Genomic DNA, 19,259 nt, shown 5'->3' with positions numbered 1-19,259 from the left:
ACTCGATTTGACCGCGATCTTCAACGGGCCTAGCATCTCGCTCCAAGCGCGTATGGCGATGGATAGCGACAAGATGCATCTCATCTTCGAGGAGCTATTTCAGCGCGCGCCCGTCGGACTCGCGCTGATCGACCGTGAGCTCCGGTACCTCCACATTAATGATCGACTGTCGTCGATCAACGGCGTCTCGATCGAGGCGACGCTCGGGCGCTCGATACGAGATGTCATGCCGGCCGTCGCCGATCGCGTCGAGCCCATGATCCGGTCGGTCCTCCAGTCGGGTCGGGCGCTCGAGCGCGTCGAGATCAGCGGCGAGACACCCGCTGAGCCCGGCCGCTGGCGGAAGTTTGTCACAAGCTACCTGCCGATCTTGCTCGGTGGCTCCACGGTGGTCGCGGTCGCGGTGGTGGTCGAGGAGATCACGGCGCGCCGAGACGCCGAGGCGGCCCTGCGCGCGAGTGAAAGCCGACATCGATACCTGTACCTGCGGACGCCCGCGATGATGCACTCGATCGACGCTGAGGGGCGGCTCGTGGACGTGAGCGAGGCCTGGCTCGAGCGCATGAGGTACGTGCGCGACGAGGTCATCGGGCGTCGATCCGTCGAGTTCATGACCCCAGAGTCGCAGGACTACGCCACCCAGGAGGTCTTGCCGGCGTACTTTCGGACCGGCGTCGTCGAGGACATCCCGTACCAGTTCGTTCGCAAGGACGGCGCCGTCCTCGACATCCTGCTGTCCGCGGTCGCCCAGCGAGATGCCGAGGGCGACTTCGAGCGTTCGCTCGCGGTCCTGGTCGACATCACCGAGCGCAAGCGCGCCGAGGAGGCGCTGCGCCGCAGCGAGGCCCAGCTGCGCCAGGCCCAAAAGATGGAGGCGATCGGGCGCCTCGCCGGCGGCATCGCCCACGACTTCAACAACCTCCTGCTCGTCATCCTCGGCAACGCCGAATTAATGATGCCCCAGCTGGACGAGCCGAGCCTGCGGACGTCGGCGGAGCAGATCGTCGGCGCGGCGCAGCGCGCCGCCACGCTCACGCGACAGATCCTCACCTTCAGCCGCCAGCAGCTCGTCGAGCCTCGGGTCCTCGACCTCAACGAGCTGATCCGCGAGACCGAGAGCCTGCTTTGCCGCCTGCTCCGCGAGAGCATCGAGGTCGTCATCGACCTTCAGCCCGCGGCGTGCTGTGTGTGCGTCGATCCGGGGCAGGCGACCCAGATCTTGATGAACCTCGCCGTCAACGCGAGCGACGCGATGCCCAACGGCGGGCGCCTGACGATCGAGACCGCGACGGTCAACATCGAGGCCGCCGACCACTGCGAGCCGGGGAAGTATGTCCTGTTGACGGTGACCGATACGGGGGTCGGGATGGACACCGAGACCCAGGCCCGGCTGTTCGAGCCCTTCTTCACCACCAAGGAGCCCGGCCGTGGCACCGGTCTGGGTCTCGCAACCGTCCACGGCATCGTCTGCCAGAACAAGGGCTGGGTCAGGGTACACAGCACGCCGGGCCGAGGCTCGAACTTCTGCGTGTACCTCCCCTGGGCAGAGGAGGCAGAGCTCGAAGACGACGAAGTTGAGGGGGCGCCGGTCTCGGCTCCGCTGTTGCCGGCGACCATTCTCGTGGCCGAGGACGACGCGATGGTCCGCGGCGTCGTGGCCACCGCGCTGCGCGAGGCGGGCTACACCACCTTGTGCGCGGGTGATGCCGATGAGGCGCTGCGGATGATGCGGGCCCACGAGGGCCCGATCGACATCGTCCTCACCGACGTCGTGATGCCCGGCACCTCGGCCTCGAAGCTCGTCGACGGGGTCCGCCAACGGCATCCTCGCGCGCAGGTCGTGTACATGTCTGGCTACGCGCCGCTGCAGCCCGGCGAAGTCCAGATCGAAGCGAAGGACTTTCTACGCAAGCCGTTCACGATGGATGAGCTGCTCCGCAAGCTGGCCGCGCTTCGCTCGACGGCGACCTGACCAGACCAGACCAGAGCTACGCGCGCAGTTGCCCGGCCAGCTCGGCCCAGCGGTAGGGCGCGAGATCGACGGGCGGGTGGGTCGCACCGCAGGCGCAGCTGCGCCGGGCTTCGTCGGCGTTGAAGGCCTCGCAGCCGGCGAGGTAGCCCTCTTGAGGGTGGGTCTGCGCGGTGTCGAACACGTGCCGATAGAGCTCGGCGCCGCACGACTCGCAGTACCAGGCCACGCCCTCGAGCCCCGGCTCGCGCGCCTTGTAGCGCATGATGATCGTCTCGGTCAGGGCCGTGAGCCGGGTGGGCGCGCCCGCGGGCACGTAGACGTGGTCGCCGGGCTCGAGCGAGAAGTAGTGGACCCCGGTGTCCTTGAACTCGACCTTGCCCGTGCCCGAGAACACCGCCAGCAGCGTGTCTTTTTCGCAGATCAAGAAGAAGGGCTGGGGGCCGTCGTTGCGGCTCAGGCAGACCTGGGTCTGGACGGCGTCCGGGAGCATCGGGCGCTCGTCGTAGGGCCCGAGCTTGGGGGCCTCCTTGAACACGACGAAGGTCTTTTTGCGTGGCAGCGGCATCGTTCAGCTCGCCTCCTTGCCGCCGGCCTCGAGCAGTATCTGCTTGGCGGCGGTCATCGTCGTGGACTGGGTGGCGTAGAGATCCCAGCCCCAGGCGTGAACGGGGAAGGGCTCGTTGACGTGGCCACAATCGGGGCAGCGACGGCGCTCGGGATCCTCGTTGTACGCGCGAAACGCCTCGGCCGACATCAGCGGGGTCACGAAGGGGTGGTCGAGCTCGTGGGCGTCGGGCACCGAGGTGCTGTCGTAGGTCTCTTTGAGCAGCTGCTTGCGGCACTTCGTGCACAAGAGCGAGATGGCCTCGCTCTGCTCGCCCTCGTCGAGTTGGCGCTGGGTGATCGTGAACACCGCGAAGGTCCCGGGGCTGGTCTGATCTTTGAGGAAAGAATTGACCCCATGGACTCGACCGCCATTGTAGAGCTGACCGGTCTTGAGGTTCCCACCCTGGGCGACGAAGGCGATGATGACCTCGTCGACGGTGTTGTGGTGATAGAATTGGCCGTAGTCTTTGTCGGTGTCACCAATGAACAAGGCCCCCGTTGCTACGATCGCGCCTGGGTGGAGGTAGGGAAAGAGCGGCGCCAGGGCTGTATTTGCCTGCTGCATGGTGTGGAGCAGGTTGGTCTTCAGCGGCGGCCGGTCGGCGCGCGGCGGAGGGATGGTGAGCTGCGCTTCGGCGGTCAAGACAGCTGCCCCATCTGTTTGAGCATCTGCTCCATCTCGGCGAAGGACTGGCTGAACTGAACCTCGTGGATCTCCTCGTAGGGCAGCCCTAGCTCCTCGAATTGCTCGATCAGCTTGTCCTGGCTCGGGGCCTCGTAGATCGTGAAGATGAAGCCCGCTCCGAGGTTGACGTGGGCCTGGACGAAGCGGGCGTGCTCGCCGGCGTGGACGCTGGGGGCGTTCTCGGCCCACTGCTCGCGAAGGAGCCCGGGCGCGCGATGGATTGTCATGTACTGTGGCATTTCCGAAAGTCTCCGATCGACTCGCTACTACGCATTATCAGTGGCTTCGGTCGCCGGGGTCAACGGCTCATCGTTTCAGGCCTGGGGCGGTATCGCCCTCGCGCCGCGTCCTTGCTACCTTGTCCGGGTGACCGAGACCTGGCAGCACGCCCGCGGAGCGCTGAGCCTGGACCACTGCCTCGTGATGGCAGTCGTCAATGCGACGCCCGACAGCTTCTACGACAAGGGACGGTGGATCGTCTCGCCCGCGCAGCAGCCTGACGTATCGGTTGTCATGGGGGAGTGTCGGCGCTGGGTCGAGCTGGGCGCGGACATCCTCGATGTCGGCGGCGAGTCCACGCGTCCGGGTGCCACACCCGTCGACGAAGCCACCGAGCTCGAGCGCATCTTGCCGATCATCACCGGCCTGCGGGCCGATCCCGAGCTGGCGGCGGCGCCGATCAGCGTCGACACCCGTCACGCGCGCGTCGCGGAGGCTGCGTTGGCGGCCGGGGCCGCGATCGTCAACGACGTCAGCGGGCTCGCGGACCCTCAGATGGCGCGGGTCGTGGCCGAGGCCGGCGCGGGTCTGGTCATCGGGCACCTGCGCGGCGAGCCAGCCACGATGCAGGCCGAGCCGCGCTTTGACGATCTGCTCGGCGAGGTCGCCGACGAGCTCGGGCGCTCGGTCGCGCGGGCCGAGGCCGCTGGGGTTGCGCGCGAGCGAATCGTGGTCGACCCCGGCGTCGGCTTCGGCAAGACCCGGGCGCAGTCGGCCGCGCTGGTCGGGGCCGGCGACTTCCTGCGCGCGCGGACCGGCTGCCCGGTGTTGATCGGCGCGAGCCGCAAGCGCTTCCTGGCCGCGCTGACCGGCGGCAAGCCGGTCGAGGAGCGGATGCTCGCGAGCGTGGTCGCGGCGGTGGTGGCCGCGACCCGAGGCGCAGCGGCGGTCCGGGTTCACGACGTCGGCGAGACCGTCGAGGCCCTGCGCGTGCGCGGGGGCATCGAGGCCGAGCTCAGCCGAGCAGCCGCGGCCGCTCGAGACCGGTGAGCTCGACCTCGAGGTCAAACTCGGCGCGCCCGCGCCCGCTCATGGCGGGCGGCTGCGGGGTCATCATCGAGCTTCCAGCTCGATGACCTGACGCGGGTCGAGGTCGCTGAGCACGCTGACCTGGCCGCTCGGCCAGATCACGCGCAGCTGCGCGACCGGGGCCTCGCTGGGCCCGAGCCCGAAGTGGGCCCGGTACTCCCCGTGGCCGAGAAAGTGGCTGCCGACCCCGATCACCCGGACCTGCGTGGGCCCGCCGGGTTCGCGGGTCAGCTCGATCCTCGCGCCGACCCCGTGGCGGTTGCCCGCGCGCCCGTCGAGCTCGACGTCGAGCCAGGCGTTGTCGTCGCCGGACTCGTTGCGCCACAGCTTGGTCCCGGTCCCGAACATCCCGCTGTTGTCGACGACGAGCAGGTCTTCGTCGCCGTCGCGGTCGTAGTCGAGGGTCACGAGTCCGCGGCCCTGGCCGCTGTCGAGCAGCCCGACCGCGGCCGAGCGCTCGGCGAAGTCCGACTCGCCGAGGAGCTCGGAGCCGTTGCGCCAGAACCGGAGCGGGTTGTTGACGAAGAACAGGCCCGGGGGGCCGTGGGGGACCTGAAAGCCGTTGGTCTCGACGATGTCGAGGTCGCCGTCGTTGTCGGGATCCCACATCGCCACGCCCCAGCCCCAGCCGCCGACCTCGAGCTGGCGCGCGGCGCCGAGCTCCTCGAAGCAGCCCGGGCCCTCGCTGCGATAGAGGCGGTTGCCGCCCTTGCCGCAGACCGGGTTGCCGCACTCGAGCTCGTCGTCGGGCGAGAAGATCGCGCTGACGTACCAGTCGAGGTGCCCGTCGCCGTCGAAGTCGCCGAAGGCCGAGCCCATCCCGTTGCGCTCGAGCGAGACCCCGGCCTTGGGCGTGCCGTCGGCGAAGCTGCCGTCGCCGAGGTTCCAAAACAGGCGGCTGGTCCCGTTGTCGCTGACGACGGCGAGGTCGGGCCAGCCGTCCTCGTTGAGGTCGACGAAGCTCGGCGCGAAGGCGTGGACGCCCGCGGGGTTGATCATCAGCATCGAGGCGCCCGCGGCCGTCGTCGTGTCCTCGAACGCGCCGGGCTGCTCGGGGCCGAGGTTGTGGAGCAGCCGGGCGTGGTTGGTGTCGAGGGTCGGGGCGCTGCCCGGTCGCCACTCGCTGGTGTACAGATCGAGCCAGCCGTCGCGGTCGTAGTCGCCGACGGCGATCGAGAAGCCAAAGTGGGGGAGCCCGTCGTCGAGCGCGAGCCCGCGGGCCTCGGCCTCCTCGACGAAGCTCGCAACCCCCGTCTCGCGCAGCTCGTTGCGGTAAAACCAAAATCGGCCCGGCGCGTCGAAGCTGGTCACGTAGAGGTCGAGGTCGTCGTCGCCGTCGACGTCGACCCAGGCGGCTCCGTTGCCGCCGAATTCATCGACGAGGCCGCGCTCGAGCCCGAGCTCTTCGAAGGCCGGGGCCCCGCCGCCCTCGCCGAGCAGGTTGCGAAACAGGAGGTCGCGGCCGCCGAGGCGCGTCAGGTAGATGTCGGGCCAGCCGTCCTCGTCGAAGTCGCCGACCGCCGCGCCGCCGCCTTGGAGCTCCATCTTGCACGGGACGCCGACCGTGCCCGAGCCCTCGGGATCGCAGCCGGGCGGCCAGTCGCCCGGGTAGTAGGCCGTGTCGAGCAGGCCGACTTCGGTCGTGACGTCGGTGAAGCTCAGCGCGGTGGTCGTGCCCATCCCGAGCCCGCGCGGGGGCTCGGGCCACGGCTCGCAGCCGAAGGGGTCCGGGTCCTCGCCGGTCTCGTCGGTCGAGCCGCTCGCGTGGCTGTCGCCGTCGCTGGCCTCGTCGTCGTAGCTGAGCAGCGGTCCGCGGCAGGCTGCGACCGCGAACAGCGCGAGTGGCAGCGAGAGCCTCGGACCAGCGGTCACGCCTCGAATCTACACGCTCTTCGGGCACGCCGCTGGGCTCGCCGCGGGCTGGTAGCTTTGGCTCCGTGACGACCGAGGACCACGACCGGAGCAACGCGCCACAAAAGAGCCTGTTGCGCAGCGTCTTGCGCTGGACCCTGCTCGCGACCGTCGGCCTGCTCGTCGGCCTCGTCGGCCTCCTGCTCGCCCGACCCGAGTCGCTGCTGTTTTACCCGAGCCCGCACCTCGCCAACACGCCCGACGACATCGGCTGGGACTACGAGAGCGTCGAGATCACGACCGAGGACGGCGAGACGCTCAGCGCCTGGTACCTGCCCGCGGCCCCCGGCGGGGCGCTCGAGCAGCTGCCGTGGGTCGTGCTCTACTGCCACGGCAACGGCGGCAACATCGGCGGGCGCATGGGCGTGCTGACGGGCCTGCGCGCGCTCGGCCTGTCCGTGTTGATCTTCGACTACCGTGGCTACGGCCACAGCAGCGGTCGGCCGACCGTGGCAGGAACCCGCCTCGACGTGCTCGCGGCCTGGCGCTACCTCGTCGACGAGCGCGGCTACGAGCCGAGCGAGATCGTGATGTGGGGCCGCTCGCTCGGCGGCGCCGTGGCGATCGATCAAGCCGCCCGGGTCACCGAGGCCGGGATGCCGCCCGCGGCCCTGGTCGTCGAGTCGAGCTTCACCTCGACGCTCGACATCGGCCGCGAGCTCTACCCGTGGCTGCCCGTCGGGTGGTTCGGGCGCAAGCTCGACTACCCCTCGCGCGAGCGGATCGGCGAGGTCACCGCGCCCGTGCTCCTGGCCCACTCACCCGACGACGACCTGATCCCCGCGGAGCACGGCCAGGCGCTGCGCGAGGCTGCCGCGGCAGGCTCGGCGCTCAGGGTCGAGTTCGTCGAGCTCGGGGGCGGGCACAACGACGGCCACCTGAGCGAGCTCGACCATCTCGACGCCGTGGCCGGATTCCTTCAGCCTGGGACCTGACTCACACCGATCGTCCACGCTTGGCGCCGAGGCGTGGCCCTTGTCAGGCCGCGCGGCTTGACGTAGATCTGCCGGCCCCCGGCAGAGCCCGGGCTCCTTGCTCCGCGGATGGGCCGCGGGGCCTCACGTCCACGAGGAGACACATGACAGAAGCAACAGTGCGGTCTTACTCCGCGCTGCGAAACACGCAGCGCGAGTTCGAGATCACGATGATCCTCCGGCCCAACACCAGCAAGGATGGGATCGCGGATCTCGTCAGCCGACTTCAGGCCATCTACGAGCGCACCGGCGGTCGGATGCAGAAGATCGACAACTGGGGTCTGCGGACTCTGGCCTACCCGATCCAGACCAACAAGAAGGGCATCTACCTCTACATCCGCTTTCTCGGCGGCTCCGACATCGTCAAGGAGCTCGAGCGCAACCTGCGGATCTGGGACGAGGTCATGCGCTACCTGACGGTGGTCGTCGACGGCGACGTCAACCCCGACGCGCGGCCGAGCGACATCGACGACGAGATCCTCGACGCGGCCTCGGACGTCGCGCCCGATCCGCTCGACATCGCCGCCGAAAAAGAAGCCGCGTTCGCTGCCCAGGCCGAGGCCGAGGCCGCGGCCGCAGCCGAGGCGAAGGCCAACGAAGCGGCCAACGACAACGACAAAGAGGCCAGCGCTGATGGCGCTGCCGACACCAAGAAGGATGACGCGTAATGGGTGAAGACAACGAAGATCGTGACGGACGGCGCGGGAGCCGGCGCAAGCGCGTGTCTCCGCTCGCCGATCCCAACATCGTCATCGACTACAAAAACCCGCAGCTGCTCAAGCACTTCTTGACCGACCGCGGCAAGATCGTGCCCGCACGGATCACCGGGATCACCGCGCGGCAGCAGCGCTCGATCACCAAGGCGATCAAGCGCGCGCGTCAGCTCGCCTTGCTCCCCTACACGGTGCAGTAATGGCGATGCTCCAGATCATTTTGACCCAAGACGTCGAGAGCCTCGGCCGCGCCGGGGAGCTCGTCCGCGTCAAGCCCGGCTACGGTCGCAACTACTTGCTGCCGCGTGGCTTCGCGTTGCTCGCAACCAAGTCCAACCTCGCCCAGCTCGAGCACCACCGCCGCGAGATCGCGGCCGCCCAGGCCAAGGTCCGCGCCGAGCACGAGGCTCAGGCCTCGCAGCTCAAGGAGGCCGTGGTCTCGATCCCGCGCAAGGTTGGCGCCGAGGACAAGATGTACGGGTCGGTCACGACCAAGGACATCGCCGAGGCTCTGGCCGCGCAGAACGTCATGGTCGACCGCAAGCTGATCAAGCTGCCCGAGCCGATCAAGCTCGTCGGCGAGCACGAGGTCGAGGTCCGGTTCTCGGCCGACGTCTCGGTCTCGCTCAAGGTCCAGGTCATCGGCGTCAAGAGCTGAGCCGCTCAGTTCGCCCCCGGGGCGAACTTCTCACGCGAGCGCCTCGCCCGACTCTCGGGCGAGGCGTTGTTCTTGGTTGTGCTTGGGCCGGGCGTCGAGGGCCTCGCGGGTCGAGCGGGCGAGCTGCCGGAGTGACACGGGCTTTTGCAGGAAGCGCGCGCGGCCTTGCTCGACCTCGGCGCGCAGCTCGACCGCGTCGAGGTTGCCGGACATGATGATCACGGGCAGCTCTGGCGTGCGCTCGTGGAGCCGCTTGACGAGCTCGGCCCCGCCGATCCGTGGCATCGCGAGGTCGCTCAAGACCAGATCGACCTCGAGGCCGGCGGCGACCATCTCGAGGGCGTCGGCGCCGTCGCAGGCGGTGTTGACCTGGTAGCCGAGGGTCTCGAGCAACTTGGCCGTCGTCACGCGCACGGAGTCGTTGTCCTCGACGATCAAGATCCGCTCGGACCCACGCGGGATCGTGCGCTTGTTCGTGCGCGAGCGCGCTTGTGCGGGAACCTTGGCCAGCGGCAGGTACACGCGAAACGAGGTCCCTTCGCCCTCGACGCTGTGGACCTCGACGTTGCCGCCGTTTTGTCGGACCACGCCGTAGACGTTGGCGAGGCCCAGCCCGGTGCCGGACCCCGCCGCCTTGGTCGTGAAGAAGGGATCGAAGATGTGCGGGAGCACGTCGGCCGGGATGCCTGTGCCTGTGTCGGTGACCGTGAGGCAGACGTGGGGGCCGGCCTCGAGCGGCTCGGCCTCGTCTGCCTCCAACACCCGAACTGAGGTCGCGTAGGACAGGCGTCCGCCGCGGGGCATCGCGTCGGCTGCGTTGACGGCGAGGTTGACCAGGACCTGGTCGAACTGCGAGGGGTCGAGCTTGACGGGCAAGCGGACCCTGGCGACCTCGATCTGGAGCTCGATCGACTTGTCGAGCAGGTGACGCAGCATCTTGCCCGACTCCTGGAGCCGATGGTTGAGGTCGACGACTCGCGGGCGCACGACTTGCTTGCGGCTGAAGGTCATGAGCTGGGCGATGAGCTCACGGGCCGAGTTGCCGACGTGGAGGATCTCGCTCACGTGCGCGCGAGATTGTGGCGACAGCTCCTCGTCGCACTCGAGCAGATCACACATGCCGATGACGACCGTCAGCAGGTTGTTGAAGTCGTGCGCGATGCCCCCGGCGAGGCGGCCGACGGCCTCCATCTTCTGGCTGTGGCGGACCCGCTCCTCGAGCTCGCGGGTGTGGGTGAGATCTTCGAGCAGCGCCATGCCACCGGTCACCCGGCCCTCGGCATCGAGCAAGGGGGCGGTGTGCATGCGGAGGTCGACCCGGCTGCCGTCCTTGCGCACGCGCGTGCTCTCGACCCCGGTGAAGCCCTCGCCCTGGAGCACGACCTGATCGAAGAGGCGCTCGAACGCGGGCAGCTCGTCGGCCGGGACCAGCGGGTAGGGCTCGCCGAGGACCTCCTCGTGCGTCCAGCCGAAGGTTCGCTCGGCCGCGCGGTTCCACATGACCACGCGCTTGTCGTGGTCGACGGTCAAGATCGCCAGGGGGGAGGCCTCGATGACCGAGTCCAGGGTCTGGCGGGCGACTCGAAGCTGGCGCGCGAGGGTCGACTCGTTGCGCTCGCGCCGGGCGGTGACGATGTAGGCGATCGGTGCCGTGCTCGCGCGTCGGCAGACGAGCTCGACGGCGAACTCTTTGCCCTCGTGACGCGAGCGCGTGGGCCCTTCATCGGGCAGCGCGGGCGCCCACGCCAGGGCCGCGTGAAGCGGGCGTCCGATCATCGCCGCCGGCTGGGCCAGCCCGGCCAGATGGCAAAAGTCGGCGTCGAGCTCGATCACCGAGCCATCTGCGTCGAGCAGACAGACCCCGACTTCGCGCCCCGCCTCGTCCACAGGACCAGCATAGCGGCGCGACTCATGCGCTGCTGCGGTGATCTTGCGCCCGTGAAACCCGCGCCCCACATGTGGGCGCGAAACCGTGAAAGCGATCGGTCACACGTGACGCGACGCGTGATAGCACTCGGGCGCACGTTTTGACGGATCTCCGGATCTCCACCCGGTTATGCTGCTCTAGCTATGAAACGGCGGTCCTTACTGATTGCAGCCTTGGTGTGCTCGCATGCCTGCACGCCTGAACCGGGCAGCGATGAGGCGGGACAGACGGAGACAGGCGATGGCGATGGGGACGGGGATGGCGACGGCGACGGGGATGGCGACGGCGACGGGGACGGCGACGGGGACGGCGACGGAGACGGAGACGGCGACGGGGACGGCGACGGCGACGGAGATGGCGGCTTTGGCACGATCGTCGGCGCCTGCGGCCTCATCGCAGCCCAGCTCGATGAGCCGACGCCCGCGCTGTTCACCGTCCACTTCGACTTCGGCGACGACCCCTACGACGACCCCGAGGACGTCCCGCTGCTGACCGAGGGCGCCCAGACCGTGCTCGCCGACCCCAACGCTGGCGGCAGCTCGATCGTCAGCGAGGCGTTCGCCTTCGAGGTCCTCGCCCGCTGCGAGGACGCGACCCTGCTCAAGACCGAGACCGAGATCGGTTACGAGCCCCTCGACAGCAAGAAGACCGACCTGCTCGTCGAGATCGCCCTGGACAAGGTCGGCGTCAGCGTCACGCGGGCGGTCGGCTTCCCGCCGGAGGAGCCCTACCCCCCGGCGCAGGCGGCCGAGCTCATCCAGAGCAAGCTCGCCGACGTGCTCGTCAGTTCACAAAACGTCCTGCCCGAGGACGCGTGGGTCAAGCAGGTCCTGGTTGTGATGGCCTACGCGGACATGCACGCGGAGCTGATCGAGACCGCGTGGATCGAGCTCGACGCGATGACCAAGGCCGACACGGTCGTCTACGTGGTCGTGACCGACGGCCTCGACACGCCCGTGTACTTCGAGTGACGCCCCGGAGCCCTGTGGGCTGCTGTGCGAGCCGGGCGTCGCCGAGCGTCAGCCGCGCTTGTCCCTTCAAGCTGGATCGGCCCAGACCGGATGGCGGATCTCAGCGGGCTTCGCAAGCGCGCGCCGGCGCGGGCGTTGTCGGCGGGCGCTACTCGCCGATCATCTCGAGGAACTCGGCCTCGGTGATGACCTTTAGCGGCGCCCCGCCATCGACGAGCTTCTCGGCCTTCTTTTGCTTGCTCGACTTGGCGCCCTTGCCCGCGCCGACGACGAGGTAGTCGAGGGTCTTGTTGACGCCGGCCGCCGAGACGCCGCCGTGGGCCTCGACCTTGTCCTGGGCCTGCTTGCGGGTGAAGGCCTCGAGCGCGCCCGTGAACAGGAAGCTCTTGCCGCCGAGCACACCCTCGACTGGCTGCTCGGCGCTGTCGTCTTCGGACTTCTCGGGCAGGTCGACGACGCTCACGTGGGTGAGCAAGGCGTCGATCAGCTCGGAGCGGGCCTCGAGGCCGCCGAGGATCGCGTCGGCGATCGCGTCTTTGATGCCCTTGACCTCGAGCAGGGTGTCACGATCGACGGCGCGGACGGCCGCGAGGGTGCGAAACTCGTCGGCGAGCAGCAGCGCGTTTTGGCGGCCGAGGTGATCGATGCCGAGGGCCTGGAGAAACACGGGCAGCTCGACGCTTCGGTGGGCCTCGACCTGGTCGACGAGGTTCTGGGCGCTGCGCCGACCGAGGCGATCGAGGGTCTCGAGGTCCTCGGTCCGAAGGGCATAGAAATCGACGGGGCTCGACAGCAGCCCGGCGTCGACGGCCTGGGTCACGATCTTGGGCCCGAAGCCCTGGATGTCGACGACCTTGGCGAAGTGCAGGAGCTCGCCGAGCCGAGCCGAGACGCAGGCCTCGGGCCGGGAGCAGAACAAGAACTCGCCGTCGCGCTTCTTGCGACGCTCGGCCTCGCTGCCGCAGGCCGGACAGCGGGTCGGGATCTCGAATTTCTTGGCCCCCGGGCCCGGCGCGATCATGCGCTCGACGTGGGGGATGACCCCGCCGCGGCGGGTGACCTCGATCGTCGCGCCCTCGCTGAGGTCGAGCTCCTCGAAGCGGTTGAGGTTGTGGAGCCCGGCCCGGCCGATCATCGCGCCCGACAGCTCGATCGGCTTGAACAGACCGACGGGGGTGATCGTGCCGGTCCGGCTGACCGACCACAGCACGTCCTCGAGCGTGGTCGTGCCCGTGTCGCCCTGGAATTTGTAAGCGATCGACCAGCGCGGGTGGTGGCCGGTCTCGCCGAGCCGCGCCTGCTCGCCCGTGTCGGCGGCGCGGTAGACGACGCCGTCGATCTCGTAGTCGATCGCTTCGCGGCGCCTGGACCAGCGCTCGAACGAGTCCTGGAGCGCGTCGCGGGCGACGAACTCGCACTCCTCGACGCTGAACCCGAGGGCCTTCAATAGCTCGAACTTCTCGCGCTCGTGGCCGAGGCCGTGGTTGAGCAGATCGTAGGCGTAAAAGCTCAGGGTGTAGGCCGCGGTCTTGCCCCGCTCCTTGTGCTTGATCGCGCCCGCGGTCAGGTTGCGCGGGTTGGAGTACTGGTCTTTGTAGCGCTCGAACACCGACAGGCGCATGAACAGCTCGCCGCGGACCTCGAGCGAGAGCTCGCTGTTGGCGAGCCCGCTGTGCGCGAGGGACTTGGCGTCGAGCTGCTTGGGGATGTCGGCGACCTCGAGCGCGTTGATCGTGATGTCTTCGCCCTCGCTGCCGTTGCCGCGCGTGGCCGCGAGGAACAGCTCGCCCTTGTCGTTGTAGCGCAGCGAGCAGGCGACGCCGTCCATCTTGGGCATCATCAGGATCTCGCCCTCGAATTTCTCGGCCCAGGCGAGGAGCTCTTCGGCGCCGTAGCACTTGCCGAGCGAGAGCATCGAGCGGGTGTGGCGGACCGGGGCCCCGAGCCGATCTTCGGGCGGGATCGTGGCGGTCGCCTCGGCCTCGATCACGGGGCCATCGGGCAGGCTCTCGCCGAGCTCGTCGAGGACCGGGTTGTCGGGCGCGAGCCGGCGCAGGGCCTCGACCAGGCGATCGTAGAGGGGGTCGGGGATCGTCGGCGCGTTGGCGTCCCAGTACTCGCGGTTGGTCCGGCGGATCAGGGCCTCGAGGGTCGGCGGCTCGAAGCTCGGGAGGCCGCGCTCGATCGTCGCGGCGTCCATGGACGCGATGTCTTGGGGGATCGTATCGGTCGCCATTGCCTAATGTCGATACCAACCCCAGGGCAGCCGAGCCAGCGAATTGTCCGCCTCGCGTGGTCCGGCCTGGATCACGCAAAAGCGCCCCAAATCGCCTGAATTCGGCGGTTTGGGGCGTTATTCAAATACTTCGCGAAGTCCGGGCTCAGCCGCCGCGCTTCTTCTTGTTGTAGTCGCTCAAGAAGGCCTCGGCGTCCTCGACCTCCTGGGTCTTCTTGACGTCCTTCTTCATGTTGTCGAGGTTGACGTCGACCTTGGTGAAGCGGGCCAGCATCTGGAACAAGGCGGTGCGGGTGTACATCGCGGGCGGCCGGGCCTCGTCGCCCTCGGTCCCGCGGTTGATGCCGGTCGGGATCCGGTCGAGGATGCACTCGACGGCCACGCTCACGAGCTTGTCCTCGTTCTTCTCGGTCGAGTTGAGGCCAGCGAGGATGTCCTTGTCGGCGGCGAAGTCGTTGATCGCGCCGTCGAGGGCCATGCGCGAGGCGCAGTAGGCGTAGTCGGGGTCGTGCTTGTCGGGGACCTGGCCGCCCTCGAAGTCGCCGCCAGCGGCCGACAAGGTCGCGAAGTCCGAGAACACCTGGCGGTAGATCAGCGAGCGCAGGTAAGCCTCGCGCAAGGCGTCGTTGCGCAGCTTCTTGTCGAACACGAAGGTGATCTCCTGGTAGCCGCCGCCGAGGTCCTCGCGGTGGATCCCAAACCCGAGCTCGTCGTCGATCTCGACCTTGATGCCCTCGGGGATCGACGCCGAGCCCTCCACGGTCCAGCGGCTGTGGGTGTCGCCGCGGAACTCCTCTTGCTCGCGCAGCTTGGCCAGGTTGGTGAACATCTTGAACAGCTCGTCGTCGTCGTTGATCGTCTTGGCCCAGGCCGCGAACTCGGGGTCGTGCGCGTCCTCCCAGGTGATCGGCTCGGGCTCCTTCATCTCGAAGGTCTTGCGCAGGTTGCGAAGCACCGGCTTGAAGGGCTGGTCGTAGGCGACGACGCGGCGGGCGTACATCTTGACGCCCATCCACCGGTCCCAGATCTCGTCCTTGCGGCCGAGGTAGTCGTCTTTGAGCTCGGTCGCCGCGGTCTTGATCTCGCCGTCGAGGGCGTTGAGCGCCGCGTCGGCGGCCTCGGACGAGAAGAAGTCGAGGAGGCGGAGGTCGCCGTAGACCGAGCGGATCAGGTCGCGCTCTTCGGGGCTGAACGCGTACTTGATCTTGTTGAGCTGCTCGGGAAAGTAGAGCTCCGCGTCGTTGCGCACGGCGAAGGCGTCGGCCTCGGCGACGCCGCGGATGATCGCCTTGGCCTGCTCGCCCTTCGAGGTGCCCGAGCGGATGTTGACGACCGCGAGCACGCCGGGGTTGGTGATCGTGAAGTCCTGGCCCTCGGGGACCTCGGCCTCCTGCACGGCCGGCAACCCGTCGGCTTCGTAGATGTGAGAGAGCAGGGGCTCGAGCGCGTCGCGGGTCGGGTGCGGCGGGATCTTCGGCACGTCGGCGGTCTTGGCGTCGTCGTCCGGCGCGGTGCTGTCAAACGCCATCTGCTGGCGCATGCGCTCCTCACGGCTAGTACAGGCCAGGGCGGTCAACACCGTCATCGTGAGTGCGATCGAGCTGATTCGTTGCATGGGTGACTCCAGTTGACCCTAGGCGGACGCTGGGCACGCTGTCAAACCCCAAGTTCCTGTGATAACAACGTTTTTCGGCCACCTGGACCGGCTTTCGGGGGGCCCGCGCAGGGGTGGATTCAACCTCACGTACTTTGTCAACTGCGTGCGGTTGAAGCCAAGCTACGTCGTTTCTGTGGTTGACCGCCGGCGCCCGTCGGACCATTCTCTCGGGGCAACTCGTACCTCCACGGAAGAGTTGCCCACGAAAGAGAAGCCGATGTCCGAGACTAGCACCCAAAGCAGCCCCGAGGCCGAGACTCAGCCCGCTCCGGCGATGGATCCGACGATGGCCGGCGGCCTGACCCTGACCCCCGTCGCGGCCGAGAAGGTCATGGAGATCCGCAAGGCCGAGGACATCGAAGACAGCTACTCGCTGCGCGTGAAGGTCATGGGTGGCGGCTGCGCCGGCTTCCAGTACGACCTGTTCTTCGACGAGTACGCCGAGGGTGACAACGTGTTCGAGGTCCACGGCGTCAAGCTCGTCTGTGATCAGATGAGCTTCATGTATTTGATGGGCACCGAGATCGACTATGTCGAGGGTCTGCAGGGCGCGGGCTTCAAATTCGGCAACCCCAACACGACCGGCAGCTGCGGCTGCGGCAGCAGCTTCTCCGTCTGACACGTGCTGCCAGCTGACCTCGGCCTGCGGCTCGACGGCGTTCACGACGAGCTCGACGATCCGGGTCACCTTCGCTTCGCTGCCGTCATCGGGCTGTTGCTCGAGCACGAGGCGGCGAGCGAAGGCCCGTCGCTCGTATTGATCGAGCGCTCGGGCGCGCTGCGTCAGCACGCCGGACAGATCGCCTTCCCGGGCGGCAAGCCCGAGCCCGACGACCGCGACCTGCTCGACACGGCCCTGCGCGAAGCCTCCGAGGAGGTCGGGCTCCCGCGCGAGCTCGTCAGCGTGGCCGGTCGTCTGTCGCCCGTGCCGACGCCGACCGGCTACATGATCGTGCCCTACATCGGTCGCGTCCGCGCCGCGTGGCAGCCGGAGCGCGCGAGCGCCGAGGTCGAGCGGGTCCTGACGCCCTCGCTGCGGACCTTGATGGACCCCGCGATCCACCGCCTGACCGGAACCGTGGATTGGCAGGGCCAAAGCTACGACCTCCACGAATTCGCCATCGCCGAGCCACCTTTGTGGGGTGCCACGGCCCGCATGGTCTGGGATCTGCTCGAGCGAATCCGGGGGTAGCCTGTTTTTAGCTACGATTTTTTCATGCGCTGATTTGGCAAAGCTGTGATCTCGTGACCCAGGGTTGGCGAGCGGATACCATCCGCGAGCATTGGAGGACGTGTGAACCTACGAACTGGACCCGCCCTGCTCTTTTTGCCCATGACCCTCTGCCTCGCTCTTGGCGCCTGTGGCGACAGCTCCGTCGAAGCCAGCGATGACGAGACCGCCGGCAGCGAGACCGCGACCGAGACTGGCGACGGCGAATCCGGCGACAGCAACAGCGGCGACGGCGACGGCGACACGGACCCCGGCGACGGCGACACCGGCTGCCCGGTTGGGGCCGAAGGTTGCCCGTGCACGGGCGGGGGCTCCTGTGACCCCGGCCTGATGTGCGACGCGGGCGTGTGCGTGCCCGCTTCGGGTGATGGCGACGGCGACACTGGAGACGGAGACGGAGACGGAGACGGAGACACTGGCGACGGCGACGGCGACGGCGACGGCGACGGCGACACTGGCGGCAACGCCTGCAACGGCGACGAATTCATCGAGATCGAGGCCGTCGACGCCGACGAGATCAACGGCTGGGAAGAGGTGATGAGCAGCCTCGGCGAGGGTCTGATCCTGGTCTGGGACAGCAACACGCCCGACGCCTACGTCCAGTTCAACCTCGACGTCCCGTGTGACGACGACTGGCACGTCTGGGTCCGGGGCATCAACTCCGGCGGCGCCGACTCCTACTTCGTGCTCGTCGACGGCGCGCCCATGCCCGTGCCGATCTTCGAGATCGCCTGCGACCAGGGCCCGAACCCGCAAGAGCCCGAGTACCTGTGGAAAGAGCTCAATTGGCGGGACCAGGACGATCCCGGGTGCACCTACGTCGAAGATCCGTGGGTCCAGACCTGGGACGCGGGCGTGCACACCTTCACGCTCGGCTACCAGCCGGACGAGGCCTACGCGCTCTCGCGGATCTACGTGACCAACACAATGACGCCGCCTTCTTGATACGGTCGCTCGGTCGCTGCGCCCCGGGCTGCTAGTCTCTTCTCAGCCCATGCTGACCCTCGACGACGACGACCTCGCCGCGCTCACCGAGCGCGCCGAGGCGCTCGGTCTGCTGCGGCTCGGGGCCGTGAACCTCGACCACTCGGGGTTTGAACCGGCGCGGGCGGCTCTGGCCGAGTATCTCGATCGCGGCGCCGAGGGCGAGATGGCGTTCATGTCGCGGACTCGAGCGGTGCGCATGGATCCGGGCCAGATGCTGGACGGGGCGCGCTCGGCCTTGGTCGCGGTCGTGCCCTACGAGGGCGAGGCCGGTCCGATCGCCCGCTACGCGCAGTGGGTCGACTATCACTTTGAGCTCCATCGTCGCTTTGCCGAGCTGAGTGAGGCCCTGCGTGAGCGCGTCCCAAAGGTCGAGAGCCTGGCCTGCGTCGACACCAAGCCCGTGCTCGAGCGCGCGGTCGCGGTCCTGGCCGGGCTCGGCTTTCTCGGCAAGAACGGCTGCCTGATCGTCCCGGGGCTCGGGAGCTACGTGCTGATCGGGGTCTTGCTGACGACCGCGCGTTTTGTCGGCCGAGACCGCGCACCCGAGCACGCGTCAGCGCAGGCGACAGGCGGGCCGTGGGATGTGTGCGGGAGCTGCCGCTTGTGCCTCGACCACTGCCCGACCGAGGCCTTCGAGGCCCCGGGCAAGCTCGAGCCGCGCCGCTGCATCGCGTACCTGACGATCGAACACCGCGGCCCGATCCCCGAGTCGCTCGCGCCTCACATGGGCCAGCGCGTCGCCGGCTGCGACGTCTGCCAGGAGGTGTGTCCTTACAATCGATCGAGCACCCGGGCCCAGCGGATCCCCTTGGTCGCCCGGCTCGAGCAGCCGCCCGGGCGCGCCCGGACCCCCGACCTCCCGCGCCTTGCGAACATCGGCAGCAATCAGTATCGGCAATTCGTCAAGCACACGGCGCTCAACCGGATCCCTCGCCGGGCGCTGCGGCGCAACGCGATCCTGGCGATCGGCAACGGTGAGCAGGCCGTCAGCGAGGCCGAGCGCGAGGCGCTCGCGCGCGCGGCGAGGGATCCCTCGCCCGAGCTCGCGGCGCTCGCTCACTGGGCGGCGCGGCGCCGGGGCCTGGACCTGAGCTGAGGCGCTCACGCTGCCGCGGTCCGGCCGAACGAGCCCACGATCTCGTCGCGCGCGGCCAGGCGCAGGGCGAGGTCGTAGAGCTCGCGGCGGCTGTCGCAGCGGGTCTTGGCGAACAGCCGATGCAGGTGCTTGTGGACCGTGGTCTCGCGGATCCCGAGCCGCCAGGCGATCGCGCCGCAGCTGCGACCAAACAGCACGTGGTGGACGACCTGGAGCTCGTACTCGCCCAGTCGAAAGGCGCGCTCGAGGCTGTCGACCAGGCGCTTGATGAGCTCGCCGGTCCGCACGGCGTACTCGTCCTCCTGGCCCTGGGGCGGGGGGCAGGCG

Annotated in this window: 19 protein-coding genes; 11 read left to right on the top strand and 8 right to left on the bottom strand. The window is 68.5% G+C overall.

Annotated elements, in window-relative coordinates; all coding sequences use genetic code 11:
* Positions 1-73 precede the first annotated feature (73 nt).
* A complete protein-coding gene (locus ENSA5_RS33740; RefSeq protein ID WP_181198435.1) occupies positions 74-1,972 on the top strand; it encodes a hybrid sensor histidine kinase/response regulator in 1,899 nt (632 codons plus the stop codon).
* 16 nt (positions 1,973-1,988) lie between these two features.
* Here ENSA5_RS33740 and ENSA5_RS33735 read toward each other — a convergent pair whose 3' ends face one another.
* The 3 genes from ENSA5_RS33735 to ENSA5_RS33725 are packed head-to-tail and all read right to left on the bottom strand — an operon-like array spanning position 1,989 to position 3,490.
* Positions 1,989-2,537, bottom strand: coding sequence for a hypothetical protein (locus ENSA5_RS33735; RefSeq protein ID WP_106395838.1), 549 nt, complete (start codon positions 2,535-2,537; stop codon positions 1,989-1,991).
* Between the two features lie 3 nt (positions 2,538-2,540).
* Entirely contained in the window at positions 2,541-3,221 is a 681-nt protein-coding gene (locus ENSA5_RS33730) for a hypothetical protein (RefSeq protein WP_106395837.1), read from the bottom strand.
* Complete coding sequence (locus tag ENSA5_RS33725; RefSeq protein ID WP_181198434.1) at positions 3,218-3,490, bottom strand: nickel-binding protein; 273 nt, start codon at positions 3,488-3,490, stop codon at positions 3,218-3,220. Before ENSA5_RS33725 ends, ENSA5_RS33730 begins: the two co-directional genes overlap by 4 nt.
* Before the next feature lie 139 nt (positions 3,491-3,629).
* Here ENSA5_RS33725 and folP point away from each other — a divergent pair, with 139 nt between their 5' ends.
* On the top strand, positions 3,630-4,532 hold the full coding sequence (folP, locus tag ENSA5_RS33720) for a dihydropteroate synthase (protein WP_258183102.1): 903 nt from the start codon (positions 3,630-3,632) through the stop codon (positions 4,530-4,532).
* 63 nt (positions 4,533-4,595) lie between these two features.
* Here folP and ENSA5_RS33715 read toward each other — a convergent pair whose 3' ends face one another.
* Complete coding sequence (locus tag ENSA5_RS33715) at positions 4,596-6,443, bottom strand: CRTAC1 family protein (protein ID WP_106395835.1); 1,848 nt, start codon at positions 6,441-6,443, stop codon at positions 4,596-4,598.
* Positions 6,444-6,508: 65 nt separating this feature from the next.
* Here ENSA5_RS33715 and ENSA5_RS33710 point away from each other — a divergent pair, with 65 nt between their 5' ends.
* The 4 genes from ENSA5_RS33710 (at position 6,509) to rplI (ending at position 8,827) form a co-directional block, all read left to right on the top strand.
* Positions 6,509-7,417 carry an alpha/beta hydrolase gene (locus tag ENSA5_RS33710; RefSeq protein ID WP_106395834.1) on the top strand — a complete coding sequence of 303 codons (909 nt, stop codon included), beginning with the start codon at positions 6,509-6,511 and terminating at the stop codon, positions 7,415-7,417.
* A 143-nt stretch (positions 7,418-7,560) separates the two neighbouring features.
* Positions 7,561-8,124 carry a 30S ribosomal protein S6 gene (gene rpsF, locus ENSA5_RS33705; protein WP_106395833.1) on the top strand — a complete coding sequence of 188 codons (564 nt, stop codon included), beginning with the start codon at positions 7,561-7,563 and terminating at the stop codon, positions 8,122-8,124.
* Complete coding sequence (gene rpsR, locus ENSA5_RS33700) at positions 8,124-8,369, top strand: 30S ribosomal protein S18 (RefSeq protein WP_106395832.1); 246 nt, start codon at positions 8,124-8,126, stop codon at positions 8,367-8,369. Before rpsF ends, rpsR begins: the two co-directional genes overlap by 1 nt.
* The gene (rplI, locus tag ENSA5_RS33695; RefSeq protein WP_106395831.1) at positions 8,369-8,827 is read left to right on the top strand and encodes a 50S ribosomal protein L9; all 459 of its coding nucleotides are present in this window, start codon (positions 8,369-8,371) and stop codon (positions 8,825-8,827) included. Before rpsR ends, rplI begins: the two co-directional genes overlap by 1 nt.
* A gap of 30 nt (positions 8,828-8,857) precedes the next feature.
* Here rplI and ENSA5_RS33690 read toward each other — a convergent pair whose 3' ends face one another.
* Positions 8,858-10,714, bottom strand: a complete 1,857-nt coding sequence (locus ENSA5_RS33690; protein WP_106395830.1) for a hybrid sensor histidine kinase/response regulator — start codon at positions 10,712-10,714, stop codon at positions 8,858-8,860.
* 183 nt (positions 10,715-10,897) lie between these two features.
* On the opposite strand from ENSA5_RS33690, the gene ENSA5_RS38720 reads away from it, so the two are divergent.
* On the top strand, positions 10,898-11,725 hold the full coding sequence (locus ENSA5_RS38720) for a hypothetical protein (RefSeq protein WP_181198433.1): 828 nt from the start codon (positions 10,898-10,900) through the stop codon (positions 11,723-11,725).
* A 148-nt stretch (positions 11,726-11,873) separates the two neighbouring features.
* On the opposite strand, the gene ligA is transcribed toward ENSA5_RS38720, so the two are convergent.
* Both ligA and ENSA5_RS33675 read right to left on the bottom strand, forming a co-directional pair.
* Positions 11,874-13,961, bottom strand: coding sequence for an NAD-dependent DNA ligase LigA (gene ligA, locus ENSA5_RS33680; RefSeq protein ID WP_106395829.1), 2,088 nt, complete (start codon positions 13,959-13,961; stop codon positions 11,874-11,876).
* Positions 13,962-14,106: 145 nt separating this feature from the next.
* Positions 14,107-15,576, bottom strand: coding sequence for a hypothetical protein (locus ENSA5_RS33675; RefSeq protein WP_146156397.1), 1,470 nt, complete (start codon positions 15,574-15,576; stop codon positions 14,107-14,109).
* A 259-nt stretch (positions 15,577-15,835) separates the two neighbouring features.
* Between ENSA5_RS33675 and erpA the strand changes: the two genes are divergently transcribed.
* The 4 genes from erpA to queG all read left to right on the top strand — a co-directional run bounded on the left by erpA (position 15,836) and on the right by queG (position 18,932).
* On the top strand, positions 15,836-16,237 hold the full coding sequence (erpA, locus tag ENSA5_RS33670; RefSeq protein ID WP_106395870.1) for an iron-sulfur cluster insertion protein ErpA: 402 nt from the start codon (positions 15,836-15,838) through the stop codon (positions 16,235-16,237).
* A 3-nt stretch (positions 16,238-16,240) separates the two neighbouring features.
* A complete protein-coding gene (locus ENSA5_RS33665) occupies positions 16,241-16,810 on the top strand; it encodes an NUDIX hydrolase (RefSeq protein ID WP_106395827.1) in 570 nt (189 codons plus the stop codon).
* Between the two features lie 141 nt (positions 16,811-16,951).
* Entirely contained in the window at positions 16,952-17,794 is an 843-nt protein-coding gene (locus ENSA5_RS33660) for a hypothetical protein (RefSeq protein ID WP_106395826.1), read from the top strand.
* A 49-nt stretch (positions 17,795-17,843) separates the two neighbouring features.
* A complete protein-coding gene (gene queG, locus ENSA5_RS33655; RefSeq protein WP_106395825.1) occupies positions 17,844-18,932 on the top strand; it encodes a tRNA epoxyqueuosine(34) reductase QueG in 1,089 nt (362 codons plus the stop codon).
* Positions 18,933-18,937: 5 nt separating this feature from the next.
* Here the strand turns inward: queG and ENSA5_RS33650 are convergent.
* A partial coding sequence (locus ENSA5_RS33650) for a LuxR C-terminal-related transcriptional regulator (RefSeq protein WP_146156396.1) occupies positions 18,938-19,259 on the bottom strand: 322 nt, incomplete at its 5' end.

Source organism: Enhygromyxa salina (assembly GCF_002994615.1).
Lineage (GTDB): Bacteria > Myxococcota_A > Polyangia > Nannocystales > Nannocystaceae > Plesiocystis > Plesiocystis salina_A.
This window is presented reverse-complemented; position numbering and strand designations above follow the sequence as displayed.

What these genes read in the sequence shown, in the direction of transcription:
- ENSA5_RS33725 (WP_181198434.1), bottom strand. Translation starts at nt 3,490, where the DNA reads ATGACAATCCATCGCGCGCCCGGGCTCCTTCGCGAGCAGTGGGCCGAG.
- rpsR (WP_106395832.1), top strand. Translation starts at nt 8,124, where the DNA reads ATGGGTGAAGACAACGAAGATCGTGACGGACGGCGCGGGAGCCGGCGC.
- ligA (WP_106395829.1), bottom strand. Translation starts at nt 13,961, where the DNA reads ATGGCGACCGATACGATCCCCCAAGACATCGCGTCCATGGACGCCGCG.
- rpsF (WP_106395833.1), top strand. Translation starts at nt 7,561, where the DNA reads ATGACAGAAGCAACAGTGCGGTCTTACTCCGCGCTGCGAAACACGCAG.
- erpA (WP_106395870.1), top strand. Translation starts at nt 15,836, where the DNA reads ATGTCCGAGACTAGCACCCAAAGCAGCCCCGAGGCCGAGACTCAGCCC.
- rplI (WP_106395831.1), top strand. Translation starts at nt 8,369, where the DNA reads ATGGCGATGCTCCAGATCATTTTGACCCAAGACGTCGAGAGCCTCGGC.
- ENSA5_RS38720 (WP_181198433.1), top strand. Translation starts at nt 10,898, where the DNA reads ATGAAACGGCGGTCCTTACTGATTGCAGCCTTGGTGTGCTCGCATGCC.
- ENSA5_RS33735 (WP_106395838.1), bottom strand. Translation starts at nt 2,537, where the DNA reads ATGCCGCTGCCACGCAAAAAGACCTTCGTCGTGTTCAAGGAGGCCCCC.
- ENSA5_RS33660 (WP_106395826.1), top strand. Translation starts at nt 16,952, where the DNA reads ATGACCCTCTGCCTCGCTCTTGGCGCCTGTGGCGACAGCTCCGTCGAA.
- ENSA5_RS33740 (WP_181198435.1), top strand. Translation starts at nt 74, where the DNA reads ATGCATCTCATCTTCGAGGAGCTATTTCAGCGCGCGCCCGTCGGACTC.
- ENSA5_RS33675 (WP_146156397.1), bottom strand. Translation starts at nt 15,576, where the DNA reads ATGCAACGAATCAGCTCGATCGCACTCACGATGACGGTGTTGACCGCC.
- queG (WP_106395825.1), top strand. Translation starts at nt 17,844, where the DNA reads ATGCTGACCCTCGACGACGACGACCTCGCCGCGCTCACCGAGCGCGCC.